The organism is Nitrosomonas sp. Is79A3 (assembly GCF_000219585.1).
GTDB lineage: Bacteria > Pseudomonadota > Gammaproteobacteria > Burkholderiales > Nitrosomonadaceae > Nitrosomonas.
This window is the reverse complement of record NC_015731.1, coordinates 2,860,728-2,877,490: the sequence shown is the minus strand read 5'-3', so window position 1 is coordinate 2,877,490 and position 16,763 is coordinate 2,860,728. Positions and strand designations below refer to the sequence as shown.

Genomic DNA, 16,763 nt, shown 5'->3' with positions numbered 1-16,763 from the left:
ATCAACTTTATCAAACGGATCTGATTGGTGGAAATCTCCAGCTATTTGGAGCGCCACTGCCCATAGGGAACGGAGGTATTGGTGATAGATATGTTTCCAGTTAGCCAATGATTTTCTAGCTTGCCGGAGGGTGCGGTGATTAAATTGCAACATGTATCCCATATTCTGGGATAGTTTGGTCGGTGCATTCAGTATCATCGGTACATTTTCGAATCAACCGGATGATGGAATTTTCCTGACCTCAGCTATTCTCACTCCAGTGCTAGAACCTGAGACCTATGCAATGTTGCTGGTTGGATTGGGTATACTGGGTTTTGTAGTGCGTTTCCGTAAAATTTCTTCAGTACTTACTGAATCACAGAGAAGCTGTTGCTTCACTGAGAGCAAATCCATTAATCACGGGTCAGAGCGCCAAGGCGCGATGTCGCGTTCAGTAATGAGACTGTGTTTGCGAATGCAGGCATCATCAAATTCAGCCTGTTCAAGCGCATTGATCTGATATATTCCAGATGCCACTTGGATTTTGATGTGGCCATCCGCAACCGCAATATGGCTACTGCCATCTTTTTGCATCCGGATACTGAAGCGGGTTCCGGTGTTTTTAATGATGGCATTGCCGACTTTGACCTCAAGCTGGTTGTGAGCATTTTTCTTGATGTCAAAATAAACATTTCCCTTAAACAATTCGACTTGCAGTGGCTGATTTTCTTTTACCGACACAGAGCTGCGGATATCAAGCGTCATGTTGATATCGGGCGCAATCGATGCAGCAAGCTGTGTTTCCGATTTTGTTTCATAAAACCGGACGCTATGCGGTTTGCCAAAATACCAAGTCATCATACCTAGCAACACACAAACGCCCATAATTGCGCAGTGCACCGAAAAACGCCGCCAACTGAAAACAAAAGTAAAGGGTTGTATAACTGGTGGTTCAGGTTTCTGCATCTGAGTTCAACGAAATAAAGGTCGAAAGCAGAAATTATATACTGACAGCAAAAATTTTTTTAGCCTGAAATTCATAACTGATTTGCGTCAGGCATTTTGCAAAAAAATGTAAGGGAGCCCACTACCCGAAACGGCATCGAAGTGCCAAAGTAGGGCTGCCGATAAATTAGGAATCTCTGAATAACTCACCTCTGTCATTCCGAACGTAGTGAGGAATCTTTGGCAATCAACAGTATAGATTTCTCGCTATGCTCGAAATGACAGTTATTCAGAGGTTCCTTAGGCGATAATACGGAAAATTCAAATCGGTAGGATTTTTTTGCTGAAGGAAAGAGAGCAAGGCAATTTATTTTTTAGGTTGGACGCGCGTTGATACCGCTGGATCATTCGTATCGCAAACTGGATTGGTTATTGTCATTTGGTAAGCTAAGTTTGGATTATCGAGGGCTTTATTCGCCCCAAGGCCGCAAGGAGATTGGGGTGAATTTGCCATTCGACCATTGATTATTCAACTTATGATTCCCCGTGGGCTTGCCACGGAGCTGTTTATTCGAGAAATCTTTGTAAAGAGCTTGAACGCGCAACCCAGTAGTGTACTGCCATAGCTACTAATTCAAGTATTCTTCACAGACTTGGGCGCGCCTCATGTGCATACATCTGATCGTGCCTTTCCTGACAACTCACACACCGCATAGCTACCGGATAAGCCAGTAAGCGTTGCAAGCCGATTTCCTTGCCGCAATCGATGCATTCATTCAGATTGCCTTCTTTGATCTGCGCCAATTTGGTTTCAATCGCGCGTAGCTCTTTGATTTGGCGATCCACCCGGAGTATGTTCAGATCTGCCAGTTCATCGGCCAGCGATAAATCACCGTTATCCCCCGGGTCATTGCCCATCAACGCAGCCAAGTGCTGGTCCTCGCGCTCGTCAAGTTCATTGCGAACTTCTTCGAGCAATTCTTGCTGGCGGTTGCGTAATTTATTTTCGATCGATTCGATTTCGTTCTGGGTCAGATGCGTCACAGTTCACCTTCCTGTTTTCTGGCTAAAAAAGAGGATTATCTACTTTTAACTAAGAAGGTGCACTACAAAATGGATCAAAATAATTCGCCTCCAAAATAGGGAGGCCTATTGATCTTCCCATTTTTCCAAATGTCTTGGTATTTAGCCTATGCTCAGGATACTAAGGAAGCTCTGATTAAATCCTTCGGCAAGCTCAGGACGAACGATAATCAACTTAAGGAATCTTTGGCAATCAACAGTATAGATTTCTCGCTCTGCTCGAAATGACAGTTATTCAGAGGTTCCTTAATCAGAGCTTCCCTAAGTAGTGATTTTTGATTTCTTTGGTGAGGTTGGCCAGTTACCGTTGCTCAAGCAATGGCCTCATTTAACCTATTTTCCTCAGTTGATTCCAGTAAAATTGCCACGAATGTATTTCTGGTAAGGGTTTTCGACAGAATAGGAGGCTCACCCAATGGGTGAAATTAAATTTGAGAAGAAGACACTGGTCGAGGCGATCAATACTACTTTGCAGGAGACGGAACAAACGACGGCTGAACAAAGCGTAGCCACTCCTGGTGGCCGGTTTCACGTTCGCTGGGACGAAGGCGGAAGCGCCACAGCACTGGGGCAATTACCATTCTTTGCCGAGTTTTTGGAAGTTTCTGGGTTATTCACCCGCTGGGTGGATGGATGTCCAATGGATTACACCAGTCCCAACGCACCCAAGGTAGTTGATGTGCTTGGCACCTGGCTATTATCGATCTTGGATGGACAGCGGCGCTATGCACATGTTGCCGGGCTGCGCGGCGATGAAGTTGCTCCCCGGATACTCGGCATGAACAAGATCATCAGTGACGAGAGTCTGCGTCGCGCACTGGCGCACTTGGCACCGGCCCCATGCAAGAAGTATGGTAGCGAAGAAGAACGCGCTGCCCACGCAGTCCAACTGGCGAAGAGCACAGCATGGATGGATAAAGCCCTGGGTGAGAGCATCCAAGAATCTTTACGCACGCCCTGGATACTCGATGCCGACACCAGCGTCAAACTGTTGTATGGTCACCAGGCAGGTGCCGAGATTGGCTACAACCCAACCAAGCCGGGACGGCCGAGCCATACTTTGCACACCTACTGGATCGGCAACATTCGACTGGTGCTCGATGTCGAGGTACAAGGCGGTAAAGCCAGTGCGGCGAAACATAGCCTACCGCGCCTGTGCCGGCTAATTGAGCGACTCGCTGCCGAGGAACGCCCCGCCCTGGTGCGCGGTGACAGTGCCTTTGGCAATCAGGGGGTAATGGTCGAGATGGAGCGAATTGAACAGCACTACCTCTTCAAGCTACGGCAAACTGCCGGAGTTAAGCGCCTGATCGAGCGGCAATGGCAGCAAGGCGACTGGCAGAACGCGGGGCAAGGCTTTGACGCGGTGGAAGGCAAGCTTCGGCTGACGGGTTGGAGTGGTGCGCGGCGTGTAGTGGTACTGCGGCGGCGAATCAAAGACAGCATGGCGGCAGCCGAGACGAGCAATGAGAACCAGCAGCCGATGCTCCACTTCATTGACCATTCAGACAAGGTTAAACGTAAGCCTCCAATCCATCCACATTAACACCCTGATACGTCATCGCTATCCTCAAACCTTTTACAAGGAGGGACGATGTCATCATCAGAAGCGCGACGAATTCATATCGAAGCATGGCAAACCAGCGGTAAGTCTCAGGCGGCTTATTGCCGGGAACATGGTTTGAATACCAAGACGTTTGGCAATTGGGTTCGCAAGCATCGTGCCGGTCAGGTTATCCGGCCGCCTGCGTTGGTCCCGGTCACGATCAAACCGATGCCTGCACCGACGAGCACGCTACGTCTTCGCGGTCAAGGCAATCATGTGTTGGAGCTGCCATCGACGGTTTCGCCGCATTGGCTGGGGGAGTTGTTGAAGTGTCTTTGATTGCGAATCCAGGGAAGATTTGGTTGATGGTTGAGCCGGTGGATATGCGTCGCGGCATTGACGGATTGTCGGTATTGGTGGAGCAGGCGTTGCAGCGCTCGCCTTGTGCGGGTTCGGCGTTTGTGTTTTGCAATCGCGCGGGCAATCGCATCAAAGTGCTGCTGTGGGACGGCACCGGCGTGTGGTTGTGCCAGCGGCGCTTGCATCAGGGACGGTTCGTTTGGGGGCGTTCGGATACGGGCGGGATGGAACTGACTGCGTTGCAATGGGAGTGGTTGATTGCCGGGGTGGATTGGTGTCGTTTGGGGTTGCAATCCTGCGCAAGAAAATATAGCTGAAAGCCAATACTGGAATCACTTTGCGCAAGTTTTGCAGTATAATAACGCCATGAAAACGCACGCAAAACAGTCAATCGAATTAGATCATTTGAACCTCACGCCGGAAGCTAAAACCGAGGTATCGAACCTTATTCAATCACTGCTTACGCAAGCACAAAACGAGCTCAAACTGCTGGAAGCGAAGAATCAGGCACTGAAGCTGGAACTGGCACATTTGCGCCGCATTCGTTTCGGCGCGAAGAGCGAAGCACTGTCGCAGCCACAATTCAGCCTGTTCGAAGAAGACTGGCAAACTGATGCGGCGGCGATCGAAGCGGAAATCGAGCAACTGCCGCTGCCGGTTCCGCAAAAACCCAAGCGTGCACGCGCTGGGCGCCAACCTCTGCCGGATCACCTGCCACGCATCGAACACCGGCATGAACCGGAATCTTGCCAATGCAAACAGTGCGGCAGCGATCTGGTAAAAATCGGCGAAGACGTCAGCGAACAACTGGACGTCAAACCCGCCGAATTCTTCGTGCACCGTCACATCCGCCCGCAATACGCCTGCCGGGCTTGCGAAACCGTGGTCGCGGAACCGGTTCCACCCGCGGTGATCGACGGCAGTATGGCAACACCCGGACTGCTTGCTTGGATCACGATCTGCAAATACCTCGATCACCTGCCGCTGTATCGCATCGCACAAATCGCCGCCCGGGAAGGTGTCACTTTATCGCTTTCCACGTTGGCGGAATGGATCGGACGTGTAGGCGTGGCACTACAACCGCTGGTTGACCGGCTGATTTTGCACTTATTGCATGGCTCTGTGTTACACGCCGACGAAACCCCGGTGGCGCAACTTGATCCCGGCAGCGGAAGAACGCAACGCGCCTATCTGTGGGCGTATCGCAGTAACGATTTTGAGTTGGGGCCGCGCATCATCGTATTCGACTACCAAACCAGCCGTAGTGGCAAACATGCGCAAAACTTCCTCAACAGCTGGCAAGGCCACTTGCTGGTAGACGACTATGGCGGTTACAAGGCTTTATTCTCCAAAACAGCATCACCCTGCACTGAATTAGGGTGCTGGGCGCACGCGCGCCGCAAATTCTTCGACCTGCACCAAGCCAATGCCAGCACCGTCGCGTATGAGGTGTTGCAGCGCATAGGCGGACTTTACGCCGTCGAAGCCGAAGGCAAGCACTTATCGACCGAAGCCCGGCAGATACTACGTGCAGAAAAAAGCCTGCCGATCCTGCAATCGTTGCACGACTGGTTACTGCAAACTCGCGCCCAAACTGCCAATGGCGGCGGCACCGCCAAAGCCATCGACTACACCTTGAAGCGCTGGCAAAGCCTAATCCGCTACGCCAGCAGCGGACACCTGCCGATTGACAACAACCCCGTCGAAAACACTATTCGCCCCATCGCGCTCGGCAAGAAAAACTGGCTGTTCACCGGCTCCGAACGCGCCGGAAAACGTGCCGCCGCCATTCAAACCCTACTCGGCACCGCAAAACTCAACGGCCTCAACCCCGCACAATGGCTAGCCGACACCCTCGAAAAACTCCCCACCTGGCCTAATAGCCGAATCGATGAATTGCTACCGCTTGCACCGGAGGATATTGAAGCATTGTTGAAGGAATGTGAGTAGATGGTGGGGTTGGAGGGATACGGTTAAACTCTGGGAATACGCTATATTGGTGACCAATACAAACTACTCCCTCGACGCCATTGGCCAGTTATACCGGGATCGGGCCGACTGCGAGAACGGCTTCGATGAGCTGAAAAACCAATGGGGTTGGGGTGGCTATACCACGCAAGACCTGGAACGTTGCAACCTCTCAGCGCGAGCAGTCGCGCTCATCTACAATTGGTGGAGTTGGTATGTCAGACTGGCACACCCGAAGACACGCCTGGAGGCAATCACTAGCCGTCCCATGTTGCTCAGCGGCATTGCCCGCCTGACCCAGCATGCCGGTCAATCCCGATTGCTGCTCACTCTGACTCACGCAGCCGGAGATCATATCAAGTCGATGATCACCAATATACGAAAAGGTCTTGATCATGTTCTGGCAAATGCGCCTCAGTTGACCAAAGCGGATCATTGGGGCGTACTTGGACGCTATATCATTAACAAAATTATTGCGACCAGACCGAAAAATTCACAGCTCCTCGGTTTCCTTCCACCCTCTTTGGCCATTGGAGTGACCTAACAGAGGAGTTTAGGTTTAATTTTTCCTACCGTTCCTGGATGCCGTTCCCATATGAGCACCTCATCCCGCCAAACTTTCCGCACCCGGTGAAAGGGAATGGTGTGTAGCGTGCCATCTTCCGTCTCCACTTCGAATGCGAAGTGCTGGCCTGGTTCGATGGTTATCTGCTCGAGTGGCGCGCGCTTGAGCTGGTGTTCGACTTTATCCTCGTAGGCGAGTTCAAATTTCCCTTTGCCGAATTCGGGATCCCAGCGGATGCGAGCAAGCAGTTCGTGGATTGGTGTCATGGTTATTTCCCGCGTGGTGTCACGGTAACGTGTGCGAGTTCTGCCGATTCTGATACGCCGAAGGTCACCGGCAGAAACTGTTCGATCAGCCACATCGCCGTGCGCGCATGCAGTGAGGCGCTACGCGTGCTAAACGATCCGCCTCCAGCGAGCGCAAGGTAAACAAGTATCTGATCAGCCGCATGCACATCGAGCGCGGCACCTGCTGCAAGGTCTGCAGCAAGCTCCTTCCCTACGGCCTCACCCAGCGCTTCCGCGCGTACGTCCCGCTTTGCGACGCGCGCTGCACCCAATACGGTATGCTCACGCTTGATCCAGCAAACGATTGCTCCGCCGGGACCAAAGGCTGCTTCGTGACCGAGAATCTGCGTCTCGAAACTCGCCTGTGTTGCGTAAGCGCCAAGCTGGTCGAGTACCGCCTGTTTCATCCGCAACGCAATGTGTTCAGGAAGATTGGCCACGTGGGTAATGCCATAGATCGCCTTGATGTGGCCGGTTGCGTCGAACACTGCGGGGACAAGAGTTGCTGGCTCCACTGCGAGCTCAATTTCACCTCCGCCACGCGGATAGTAGCCGCGCCGCAGCACCCGTATGGTTACCCGTGCACCGAGCCGCTCGATCAGTCGGATAAGCACCTCGCGCAGATAATCCGCGGCCGGTGCTTGCCGAATGTCGGTGCCGCCCGTTATATGCACCTTGCAAGGCATCTGCGCCGCCAGCATGACTGGCAGCAGCGCCTGTAGTACCAGCGTTATGCTGCCCGCAGTGCCGACATCGAAGCGGTAATCACCGCCACGCAGCCTGGCCGGTTCAAAAGTGATTTGCTGTGATCGTGGCGTAAGGCCTTCGATCTTTGCACCGCAGAGCTGGCCCACTGCCTGCACCCCGGTGAGATGTTGTGGCGCGAGGCCGGGTTTGTCGCGTCGCGCGCGGATATTCGTGATGCAAACTCTGGTGCCGGTGATGGCAGCCAACGCCACGGCAAGCCGCAGCAACTGACCACCGCCCTCGCCATAGCTACCATCAATTTCGAGCACGCATTAACCCCAGAAGGCGTAGCGATGCGCACCCGGCTTAAGACTCGGAATACACTTGGCGGCATCGATCATCACCCTCGCGGTGAATGTCGGCACGTCAAAACGTCCCTCGAGCAACAGCGCAGCATGCGCGCCCGTTCGCTCCGTACCGGTTCGCTCGAGCAGAATACCGCGACCTTCCTCCTCGAGTGCGGCGATGTTCTCGACTTCAAATACATGCGTCTGTTCGCCAATGAAGAGCGGATCAGCGGCAAGTGCGGCTTCAATCGCATCAAGCGACGTTCCCCCTGAACCCTTTATGCCCTTTTCGAGTTCCAGGTAGACATAGCGGGTCAGCTGTCCCTGCGCATCGTGTGTTTCGGCAGCAAGCGCACCTTTTACACCTTTGATGTTTTCCACCGCCTCGGTGTGATGAAGGCTCGCGCTAGGCCGGTTGGTGTGTTTAGTGCGTCCATCGGGAACCAGTGTCGTGAACGCGCGCTCGAAAAGCGGCAAAATACCTGGGTTCCATCCCGCGCCAACAATGGCACATGCACCGTGGTGACACGCCGCATCGCCGATAGCGTCATAATGTATCTCGAGTGCACGCATTTCGAGCACCGCACACTCGATAATCGGGATTCGTGCCTGCAGCAGCTCGCATGCAACGCTCAGAACAGCATCTGCTGGCACACAAACAAGCGCCACGTCGACACGCTTCAGATCACGCACATGCGCAACCACCTGAACATTGCCGAGTGGATTAGGCAGTTTCATCGGCGAGGTTGAGCGCCATACAACACCGGCCAACACAAGATCGTCTGCATTGCGCAATGAAAGTGCACAGGCACGTCCTACCCGCCCAAAACCGATGATTGCAATATTAAGTTTCGTCATCTGTACTCCCTATAACAGCCTGCTAAGCCTAAGTTGTCTCTACGTTAGAAACTGTGAAAATCTTCCCAAACTCGAGTTTAGCAGGCCGTTGAAAAACGTTTTCGAGGCAGCCGATGCGAGGCAAAAACAGGCGAAAAAGTGTAGTTTATGCTTAATAAATGAGCATTTTGAGTCTGTTTTTAACACCGCAGCAGCAACGCAGATAGTTTTCCAACGGCCTGTTAGAGCTAATCCATCCATTCCGGCTGGAAATCTGCAGCTGGAATCTGTCGATTACCCTATTGTCTCCCATTCTACTACGCTGCTTTATGCAGTTCATGTGCAATCAATACCATAGATTTCTCGCTACGCTCGAAATGACAGTCATTCAGAGACCCCTTAAGTTATTTCACTTTCTTGAGTATTTATTGATGAAAGAGATAAAAGATCAATAAATATCTTACAATTAGGTTGTTATAAGCGTTGTAGTAGATCAGAGATTCCCTCCCATTTTAAAAATAATTGAGCGTATAAAATAATGACACAGAAAATTGCATTAGTTACAGGCGCTTCGAGTGGTATTGGCAGGGCTACTGCTGAGCTTCTGGCAGCAAATGGTTATTATGTGTTTGCTATGGCCCGGCGTGTCGAGCGGCTAGAACAGATCCGTTCGGATTGCATTGAACCGATTCCGCTCGATGTAACGGATGAAAAAGCCATCGCTTTGGCCATAGAGCACATAATTTTAACTAAGGGTCGCATTGACGTATTGGTGAATAACGCTGGTTTTGGTCAATTAGGCGTAATTGAATGTGTTTCTATGGAAGCAGCGCATTATCAGTTTGAAGTGAATGTCTTTGGTTATGCCAGATTTATGCATGCGGTCCTTCCACAGATGCGCAAGCAAAAATCAGGGTGTATTGTTAATATTTCGTCAATTCTGGGCAAGATCGCGCTGCCTGGTTTTGGATGGTATGCCGCATCCAAACATGCGATAGAGGCATTGTCGGAATCCTTGCGTGGTGAGGTCAAGGCGCTGGGGATTGATGTGGTAGTAATTGCGCCTGGTTTAATTAAAACTGAATTTGCGGCCAAGCAGTTTGAATTACTTAAAACGATTTCTCACCCACTGGCTTATCAGAAAATAATAGCGGGTTTATATAAACTTTTGGCGGGTGAACCTACCGCACCCGGTCCGGAAATTATTGCCCGGGCTGTGCTGAGCGCTGTTACAAAATCGATTCCTCCCGTGCGGCACGCATTACCGTGGGATTCTAAAACAGCCGTAATTGCCAGATGGTTACTTGGAGGCCGGCTTTTTGCATGGGCTGTGCGTCAACAGATGAGAGTTTAGACAATACTAAAAATTTTTTCCTTCACTGGCGGATTACGCCTACACCATCCGGGATAAAGTCAGTGAAAATGCCCTAATCATGAAGCAAATTGCCAATAATTCACCGGAACAGGCGGTGCTGGGAGATTTTACCAAAGCCGTTGATGACGCTGTTATGGATAGCAATGATGCGCATCAAAACCAGATGATGCAATTATTATCCGGCCCCGCCAAAGCAGCGGGTTTTGTAAGGGGTGTTTGATTTGCTGAAGCTGGCGAAGTAGGATTTGGTAGGCTTGTTGAGCTTGGTTTTACATAGTGATGTATGCATCGGCATCACACATGCAATTAGGTTCTTGTTGTATCGGAATAATTTCCACGCCGATAAGAACCTGCACTTAGGGGGCAGGGAAGTAGTTAAATTTCCAAACGCTCAATCGAACTAAGTAGGTTATAAGGATGTTGTCCCTGCTTTTGCTACATCAGGCTTAATATTGTTTTGAGATTTGAGTATTGACATTCCAATGATGGGAAGGTTCAGCATTAAGACTCCATAAACAAATCTCTCAGGAGTTGAACATGAAAAAACATTTACATCACAATCACAAATCGGTTAAAGAACAATCGTTGAATAGCGTTGCTTTGATTGCTACCGTGCATTGCCTATCGGGTTGCGCAATTGGCGAAGTTGCAGGGATAGTGATTGGAACGGCTTTGGGCTGGAGCAATGCTGAAACGATAGCGCTTGCGATAGTACTCGCTTTTCTATCTGGCTATCTTCTCACCATGCTACCCATGCTGCGTTCTGGGTATGGTTTTGGAGCCGCCGCGCGTATTGTACTGGCTTCCGATACAGCTTCGATCGCGATTATGGAAATCATCGATAATCTGATGATGTTGATGATCCCGGGAGCGATGAATGCGCCGCTTGATTCGTTGCTGTTTTGGAGCAGTCTTACGATTGCATTAGTTATTACGGCTGCGGCTGCTTTCCCCGTCAATCGCTGGCTTATCGCACAAGGTCGCGGTCATGCGCTTGCGCATACATATCATTGAGGTGACGGCATGAATATTGGACAGGCAGCACGTGATTCCGGTGTATCTGTAAAAATGATCCGCTACTACGAGGCGACGGGACTTATCCCGAAAGCAGCGCGCTCTTATTCAGGCTATCGTCACTATGATGAACGCGCTATACACACGTTGCGTTTCATACGCAGGGCGCGTGCAGTCGGTTTCAGCGCGGTGCAAATCAAAAAGCTACTTTCACTCTGGCAAGATCGGCAGCGGCCAGCACGCGAAGTCAAACAGCTTGCAGCAGAGCACTTAACTGAGATGAGAGCGCGAATATCTGAGTTGGAATCAATTGCTCAAGCATTATCGCAGTTAATCGCGCACTGTCACGGGGATGAGCGCCAGGAATGTCCGATTCTAGATACTTTGGCTGGTGAGAATAGCACCAAAGAATTCCTCGAGGCACATGGCGCGAGTCATACGCATGCTCGTGCTCGCCGGTCACGAGCAAAATAGAAAAAACAGTCTCAATCTCATTCAGATGATCGCTGATTATCTCAATGATTTATCAAAATATTTGGAGGTATCACATGAAAACATTCATATCAATTATCTTTTTCATTACCGCAATGTCTGCGGGCTTTCTGCAGGCAGACGGGGATCATCTACATTTGAACCATTTCGATGAGGAAAAATTAGGGAAGGTTAATTTTCCGGTTTCATGTACGCCGATTGCTCAGGAACAATTTAATCAGGCTGTCGCCATGTTGCATTCCTTCTGGTATGACGAGGCCGAAAAGACATTTCGGCAAGTCACTGTTAACGATCCAACCTGCGTCATGGGCTACTGGGGAGTAGCGATGAGTCTTTATCACCAGCTATGGGCCACACCTCTGGCCGCAGCAGAACAGCAAAAGGGGCGCGAAGCGCTGCAGCAAGCGAGAAAGCTGGCAATCAAGACAAAGCGGGAAGATACCTATCTTGAAGCTATTGAGTCCTTGTATCAGGATGATGAAAAAGCCGACTACGGCGCAAGAAAGCTTGCATATCAGCAAACAATGGAGCGGGTTCTGGCACATAACCCGGATGACCGGGAAGCTGCGGTTTTTTATGCTTTGGCGCTGATTTCCACCGCTTCACCTAAGGATAAGACCTACGCCAATCAGAAAAAAGCATTGAATTTGTTGCAGAAGGTACTGGAGCAAGAGCCGAATCATCCAGGCGTCGCGCATTACATCATCCACAGCAGCGATTATCCCGAACTGGCTGAGCTTGGAATGAATGCAGCCCGGGCATATACACACATTGCTCCGGCGGTTCCGCACGCATTGCACATGCCGTCGCACATCTTCATCAGACTGGGGCAGTGGCAGGAAGCAGCGCAATCCAATCTGGCGGCATATCATGCGGCAAAAGACTACGCGCGGAAAAATTCACTGTCGGGAACCTGGGATCAGCAGTTCCATTTTATGGATTATATGATGTACGCTTATCTGCAAAACGGTCAGACAGAAAAAGGCAGGGAAATCTTGCGAGAACTGCAAGCCATCAAAAAAGCGCAGCCGGAAAATACTACCACTGCCTATGCATTTGCGGCGATTCCGGCGCGCTATGCGATAGAACGTGGTGAATGGATCGAAGCCTCTGAACTAAACGTGAATCCAATTGATTTTCCCTGGGGTCAATTTGGCTGGTGCGAGTCAATAACGCACTTTGCCCGCGGCTTGGGCGCCGCCAGAAGCGGAAGAATGGATATTGCCCGGAATAGTCTGCAACGGCTTGCGGCATTGCGTGATGCCGATAAAGCGGCAAATAAGGACTATACGGCTGATCAAATCGAGATCCAACGCTTGGCGGTAGCGGCCTGGATAGAGCATGGAAAGGGTAGAACGGAGGAAGCGGTGAAACTCATGCGCGCTTCGGCTGAATTGGAAGATTCAACCGAGAAAGACAATGTCACGCCGGGTTCGGTAATACCCGCCAGGGAATTGCTGGGCGAGCTGCTGCTTGAATTGCAACGGCCCGGTGAAGCACTGAATGAATTCGAAGCTTCATTGCTGCGCACGCCCAATCGCCGCAATGGCATTTATCGTGCGGCACAGGCAGCCAAGCTTATTGGCGATCAGGTTAAAGCAAGCTATTATGCTGAAAAGTTTCAGCAATTGATAGCATCTAGTCAACCGCTCTGATTATAAGAGATGCTTAAAGATTTTATTTATCAAAGCTGTAAATTGTTTATAATAAAAAAATGAAAGCACACAACTACTACAAATGGCTATTGCTTTTTTTTATGCTGTGGTTGCCATTGCAAGGCGCTGCAGCGGCTGTTTTGTCGGTGTGTGTGCAGGAAAAGAATTTCCAAAGTCATCATGAGAAATCGGCGGCAGCTATCGATAACCATCATCATGATGCTTGTCATAAGCAAACAGCAAATAATACAACCGATCATTTGTTAGCAAGCCTGCCGTGCGATGATACCTCTTGTAACGCATACAGTAATACGCCGATCCTGTCTGGCTACACGGCCTCTATGTTAACCATCGGCACTTCCGCTATTACTTCATTGAATCCCAGTTTTATCTCATTTGTACCCGAACAGCCGCAACATCCTCCGCTAGCTAGCCGCCTTTAAAAATCCGCCTGTAATCCAGGCATAGAGCTATTTTTTGCATTAATCCTGCGTGTAAGTGTAAGTAAATGTGCGCAGGTTGTGCAATATCGCAAACTAATCGCACTGTTTGTTCATCATCGATGAAACAGGTGATATTACCTGTCAGGAGGCTAATATGTTCCTTTCATTCATTATTAAAGCTAATCCGAAACAAAAAAATTTCTTCCGGAGGTTACGATGAACCGCGCTGGTATGATCATATTTGCATGGATTGTGATCATGCTAACAACCCATGCGCAGGGACAGGAAGTTATTTCAAACAAAACCGGAGCAGTAGTCTTCACGCAATCTGTTCCGCAAAAAACCTTTACAGCATCCAACTCCCGCAACGTGACGCTGCTCCCGAGTTTGATTGCAGAAGCACTGGAAAATAATCCGGAGATTCAGGCTGCGTATCAAGAACGTGAAGCTGCTCAACAAAGAGTATCACCAGCGGAAGCGCTGGATGATCCCATGCTTGAGGCTGGTGTGATCAATGCACCGCTGGCATCTTCACCATTCAACCGCGAGGATATGACCATGAAAATGATCGGTCTATCTCAGCGTTTGCCTTTTCCGGGAAAACGCGGTTTGCGTAAAGATGTTGCCGCCAAGGATGCCGAAGCGATTGGGCAGGGTTATCATGAAACGGTTAATCGCGTTGTGCACGATCTTAAAACAGCTTACTTTGATCTCGGGCTTACGCTGGAAATGATCAAATTGGTTGAAAAAAATAAACAAACACTCGAACGTTTTCTGCTCGTTGCGGAAGAACGCTACCAAGTTGGACAAGGCAGTCAGGCGGATGTACTGAAAGCACAAACACAAGTATCGAGAATGCTGGACAGATTGTCGGGATTGGCGCGCGAACAGCCAGTGTTGGAAGCAGAACTGATTCGCACTCTGGGACGCCACATCAAAGGCGAGATTCCGGTTCCGGTACCACTACAAATTCAAGAAGTGCCTTTGAATTTGGCGGCATTACAACAGGAAGCTCTAACGCAACGCCCGCAATTGCTTGCATTGCAAAGCCTGATTGCACGCAATGAGAAATCTGTTGATTTGGCACGCAGGGCCTACTATCCGGATTTTGACGTGCGGTTTTCGTATGGCCAGCGTGACAACATGATGGACGGTACGAGACGCGATGACATGGTCAGTATGACTGTGGCGGTTAATCTGCCGGTATGGCGCGGTAATAAAATTGAGCCTCGCATCATGGAATCACAGGCAATGCGTGATCAAACAGTCAGTCTGTATAAAGCGCAAAGTAATGAAGTTACGGCAAGATTGCGTCAGCAAATTGCCATCGCTGAGCAAAGCCTGAAATCGGTCAAGCTCTATCAGACTGCCATTCTTCCACAAGCGAAATTGACGGTTGAATCCGCATTGGCTGCTTACCAGGTAAACCGGGTTGATTTTCTGACCTTGCTGGATAATCAAATGACAGTATTTGATTTCGAGACCAGTCTCATCACCGCGATGGCGAATTACAGCAAAGCAGTGGCGGAAATTGATTTGCTGGTCGGCAAAAAGCAGCACTAACTGTTACCGATTATGGAGTTTCCAATGAAATCTACTATTAAGCCAATTATGATTGGGATTGCGATTACAACCGCGCTGTTCGCGGGTTATTGGTTGGGTAATACGCAATCACAAACATCAACCGGAGTTGCTTTATCCGCAGCAACCAGCACCGAAAAAAAGATTTTATATTATCGCAATCCAATGGGGTTGCCCGATACCTCCCCAGTACCCAAAAAGGATGCCATGGGAATGGATTATCTGCCGGTTTATGAGGGAGAGGAATCTCAATCAGATCAAACTATTGTAAAAATAAGTACCGAAAAAATTCAAAAGCTAGGGGTGCGAACTGAAACTGCAACATTACGTGAACTGACGCGCACTATTAGAGCCGTAGCAACGATACAGGCAGATGAACGCAAATTATATACGTTAGTGACTAAATTTGAAGGCTGGATCCAACGGCTCTATGTAAACACTACAGGTCAGGCAGTGAGAAAGGGCGATGCCTTGATGGATGTATACAGTCCTGATTTGATTACTGCACAACAGGAATACTTGATTGCGCTAAGGGGGTTGCAATCCACCGCTGATAGCGATTCCGATGTGCGGGCCTCTATGCAGCGATTGGTTGCCAGCGCATTGCAGAAACTGCGCAATTGGGATATTGCGGAAACCGAGTTACAACGCCTGCAGCAAACCGGCGAAGTGCGGCAGTATATGACATTGCGTTCTAAAGCCGATGGTGTGGTGCTGGAAAAGAGGGCTGTCATGGGTCAACGCTTTATGCCTGGAGAAGTGCTTTATCAGATTGCTGATTTATCCAGCGTGTGGGTGCTAGCGGACGTATTTGAACAAGATCTTGGAATGGTACATCAAGGTCAGGTGGCCACCATCAGAGTGGAAGCTTATCCAAACGAAGTATTCAACGGTGAAATTGCTTTCATCTATCCCACAGTAACTCCTGAGACGCGTACTGCGATCGTGCGTGTTGTACTTCCCAACCTCGATGGCCTGCTGAAACCTGCCATGTACGCACGCGTGGAATTTGCTTCATCCCACAGCAAAGACAAAGTGCTGGTAATACCCGATTCAGCCGTGCTGGATACTGGCACCCGCCGGGTGGTATTGGTGGATCTCGGCGCAGGCCGATTTGAACCGCGCACGGTTAAACTGGGTATGCATGCCGATGGCTATGCTGAGGTGCTGGGGGGAATTAATACTGGAGAAACCGTTGTGGTTAAAGCTAATTTCCTGATTGATGCAGAAAGTAATCTCAAAGCGGTTCTGAGTGGCTTTGGTCATGGAGGTCACCAACTGCCGGATGAGGAAAAAGAGGCTGGAACTGGCTCGTTTGTTAAGGCATCGCCATTAAAAACGCATCGCGGCGAAGGAACCATCAATACCATGGATTTTGCGCATGCAACAATCACACTTGCGCATGGCCCAATTGCTAGTCTTCAATGGCCTGCAATGATCATGGATTTTCGCATTTCTGATCCAGCGTTACTTCGTTCATTTAAGCCTGGACAAAAGGTTATATTCGAAATCACCGAGGAATCAGCCGGTGAATATATCATCGTGCGCATTCAGCCAGCAGATCTCAGCCCCGGCGCCACCGCTCACGGAGGACACTAA

General features: G+C 50.0%; 18 protein-coding genes. 13 read left to right on the top strand and 5 right to left on the bottom strand.

The window, feature by feature from the left end; translation table 11 throughout:
- Positions 1–396: 396 nt before the first annotated feature.
- Both NIT79A3_RS13345 and NIT79A3_RS13340 read right to left on the bottom strand, forming a co-directional pair.
- Positions 397–945, bottom strand: a complete 549-nt coding sequence (locus tag NIT79A3_RS13345; RefSeq protein WP_013966700.1) for a FecR family protein — start codon at positions 943–945, stop codon at positions 397–399.
- Positions 946–1,569: 624 nt separating this feature from the next.
- Positions 1,570–1,968 carry a TraR/DksA family transcriptional regulator gene (locus tag NIT79A3_RS13340; RefSeq protein ID WP_013966699.1) on the bottom strand — a complete coding sequence of 133 codons (399 nt, stop codon included), beginning with the start codon at positions 1,966–1,968 and terminating at the stop codon, positions 1,570–1,572.
- A 454-nt stretch (positions 1,969–2,422) separates the two neighbouring features.
- Between NIT79A3_RS13340 and NIT79A3_RS18385 the strand changes: the two genes are divergently transcribed.
- The 5 genes from NIT79A3_RS18385 to NIT79A3_RS13315 are packed head-to-tail and all read left to right on the top strand — an operon-like array spanning position 2,423 to position 6,425.
- The gene (locus tag NIT79A3_RS18385) at positions 2,423–3,553 is read left to right on the top strand and encodes a transposase (RefSeq protein ID WP_013966698.1); all 1,131 of its coding nucleotides are present in this window, start codon (positions 2,423–2,425) and stop codon (positions 3,551–3,553) included.
- A gap of 48 nt (positions 3,554–3,601) precedes the next feature.
- Positions 3,602–3,892 (top strand): transposase, encoded by a 291-nt coding sequence (locus NIT79A3_RS13330; protein ID WP_013964263.1) that lies wholly within the window; start codon positions 3,602–3,604, stop codon positions 3,890–3,892.
- Positions 3,883–4,230: an IS66 family insertion sequence element accessory protein TnpB gene (gene tnpB, locus NIT79A3_RS13325; RefSeq protein WP_013964262.1), complete on the top strand. Its 348-nt coding sequence runs from the start codon at positions 3,883–3,885 to the stop codon at positions 4,228–4,230. The genes NIT79A3_RS13330 and tnpB overlap by 10 nt, the downstream gene beginning before the upstream one ends.
- Before the next feature lie 49 nt (positions 4,231–4,279).
- On the top strand, positions 4,280–5,863 hold the full coding sequence (locus NIT79A3_RS13320) for an IS66 family transposase (RefSeq protein WP_013964261.1): 1,584 nt from the start codon (positions 4,280–4,282) through the stop codon (positions 5,861–5,863).
- Positions 5,856–6,425: a transposase gene (locus NIT79A3_RS13315; RefSeq protein ID WP_013966697.1), complete on the top strand. Its 570-nt coding sequence runs from the start codon at positions 5,856–5,858 to the stop codon at positions 6,423–6,425. Before NIT79A3_RS13320 ends, NIT79A3_RS13315 begins: the two co-directional genes overlap by 8 nt.
- Here the strand turns inward: NIT79A3_RS13315 and NIT79A3_RS13310 are convergent.
- The 3 genes from NIT79A3_RS13310 to NIT79A3_RS13300 are packed head-to-tail and all read right to left on the bottom strand — an operon-like array spanning position 6,422 to position 8,625.
- Positions 6,422–6,712, bottom strand: a complete 291-nt coding sequence (locus NIT79A3_RS13310) for a DUF504 domain-containing protein (protein ID WP_013966696.1) — start codon at positions 6,710–6,712, stop codon at positions 6,422–6,424. The genes NIT79A3_RS13315 and NIT79A3_RS13310 overlap by 4 nt on opposite strands.
- A 2-nt stretch (positions 6,713–6,714) precedes the next feature.
- The gene (gene rtcA, locus NIT79A3_RS13305; protein WP_013966695.1) at positions 6,715–7,749 is read right to left on the bottom strand and encodes an RNA 3'-terminal phosphate cyclase; all 1,035 of its coding nucleotides are present in this window, start codon (positions 7,747–7,749) and stop codon (positions 6,715–6,717) included.
- Between the two features lie 3 nt (positions 7,750–7,752).
- Positions 7,753–8,625 carry an NAD(P)-binding domain-containing protein gene (locus NIT79A3_RS13300; RefSeq protein WP_013966694.1) on the bottom strand — a complete coding sequence of 291 codons (873 nt, stop codon included), beginning with the start codon at positions 8,623–8,625 and terminating at the stop codon, positions 7,753–7,755.
- A 517-nt stretch (positions 8,626–9,142) separates the two neighbouring features.
- Between NIT79A3_RS13300 and NIT79A3_RS13290 the strand changes: the two genes are divergently transcribed.
- The 8 genes from NIT79A3_RS13290 (at position 9,143) to NIT79A3_RS13260 (ending at position 16,763) form a co-directional block, all read left to right on the top strand.
- Entirely contained in the window at positions 9,143–9,958 is an 816-nt protein-coding gene (locus tag NIT79A3_RS13290) for an SDR family NAD(P)-dependent oxidoreductase (protein WP_013966693.1), read from the top strand.
- 79 nt (positions 9,959–10,037) lie between these two features.
- Positions 10,038–10,199 (top strand): hypothetical protein, encoded by a 162-nt coding sequence (locus NIT79A3_RS18380; protein WP_198009361.1) that lies wholly within the window; start codon positions 10,038–10,040, stop codon positions 10,197–10,199.
- A 317-nt stretch (positions 10,200–10,516) separates the two neighbouring features.
- On the top strand, positions 10,517–10,993 hold the full coding sequence (locus NIT79A3_RS13285; protein ID WP_013966692.1) for a DUF4396 domain-containing protein: 477 nt from the start codon (positions 10,517–10,519) through the stop codon (positions 10,991–10,993).
- 9 nt (positions 10,994–11,002) lie between these two features.
- Positions 11,003–11,467, top strand: a complete 465-nt coding sequence (gene cueR, locus NIT79A3_RS13280) for a Cu(I)-responsive transcriptional regulator (RefSeq protein ID WP_013966691.1) — start codon at positions 11,003–11,005, stop codon at positions 11,465–11,467.
- Positions 11,468–11,541: 74 nt separating this feature from the next.
- Positions 11,542–13,140, top strand: coding sequence for a hypothetical protein (locus NIT79A3_RS13275; RefSeq protein ID WP_013966690.1), 1,599 nt, complete (start codon positions 11,542–11,544; stop codon positions 13,138–13,140).
- A gap of 59 nt (positions 13,141–13,199) precedes the next feature.
- A complete protein-coding gene (locus tag NIT79A3_RS13270) occupies positions 13,200–13,583 on the top strand; it encodes a hypothetical protein (RefSeq protein ID WP_013966689.1) in 384 nt (127 codons plus the stop codon).
- Positions 13,584–13,841: 258 nt separating this feature from the next.
- Positions 13,842–15,146: a TolC family protein gene (locus NIT79A3_RS13265; RefSeq protein WP_348225630.1), complete on the top strand. Its 1,305-nt coding sequence runs from the start codon at positions 13,842–13,844 to the stop codon at positions 15,144–15,146.
- Positions 15,147–15,170: 24 nt separating this feature from the next.
- Entirely contained in the window at positions 15,171–16,763 is a 1,593-nt protein-coding gene (locus NIT79A3_RS13260; RefSeq protein WP_013966687.1) for an efflux RND transporter periplasmic adaptor subunit, read from the top strand.

Excerpts from the sequence above, each read along its gene's own strand:
- NIT79A3_RS13345 (WP_013966700.1), bottom strand. The coding sequence starts at position 945 with ATGCAGAAACCTGAACCACCAGTTATACAACCCTTTACTTTTGTTTTC.
- NIT79A3_RS18385 (WP_013966698.1), top strand. The coding sequence starts at position 2,423 with ATGGGTGAAATTAAATTTGAGAAGAAGACACTGGTCGAGGCGATCAAT.
- NIT79A3_RS13330 (WP_013964263.1), top strand. The coding sequence starts at position 3,602 with ATGTCATCATCAGAAGCGCGACGAATTCATATCGAAGCATGGCAAACC.
- NIT79A3_RS13320 (WP_013964261.1), top strand. The coding sequence starts at position 4,280 with ATGAAAACGCACGCAAAACAGTCAATCGAATTAGATCATTTGAACCTC.
- NIT79A3_RS13310 (WP_013966696.1), bottom strand. The coding sequence starts at position 6,712 with ATGACACCAATCCACGAACTGCTTGCTCGCATCCGCTGGGATCCCGAA.
- NIT79A3_RS13300 (WP_013966694.1), bottom strand. The coding sequence starts at position 8,625 with ATGACGAAACTTAATATTGCAATCATCGGTTTTGGGCGGGTAGGACGT.
- NIT79A3_RS13290 (WP_013966693.1), top strand. The coding sequence starts at position 9,143 with ATGACACAGAAAATTGCATTAGTTACAGGCGCTTCGAGTGGTATTGGC.
- NIT79A3_RS18380 (WP_198009361.1), top strand. The coding sequence starts at position 10,038 with ATGAAGCAAATTGCCAATAATTCACCGGAACAGGCGGTGCTGGGAGAT.
- NIT79A3_RS13285 (WP_013966692.1), top strand. The coding sequence starts at position 10,517 with ATGAAAAAACATTTACATCACAATCACAAATCGGTTAAAGAACAATCG.
- cueR (WP_013966691.1), top strand. The coding sequence starts at position 11,003 with ATGAATATTGGACAGGCAGCACGTGATTCCGGTGTATCTGTAAAAATG.
- NIT79A3_RS13275 (WP_013966690.1), top strand. The coding sequence starts at position 11,542 with ATGAAAACATTCATATCAATTATCTTTTTCATTACCGCAATGTCTGCG.
- NIT79A3_RS13270 (WP_013966689.1), top strand. The coding sequence starts at position 13,200 with ATGAAAGCACACAACTACTACAAATGGCTATTGCTTTTTTTTATGCTG.
- NIT79A3_RS13265 (WP_348225630.1), top strand. The coding sequence starts at position 13,842 with ATGCTAACAACCCATGCGCAGGGACAGGAAGTTATTTCAAACAAAACC.
- NIT79A3_RS13260 (WP_013966687.1), top strand. The coding sequence starts at position 15,171 with ATGAAATCTACTATTAAGCCAATTATGATTGGGATTGCGATTACAACC.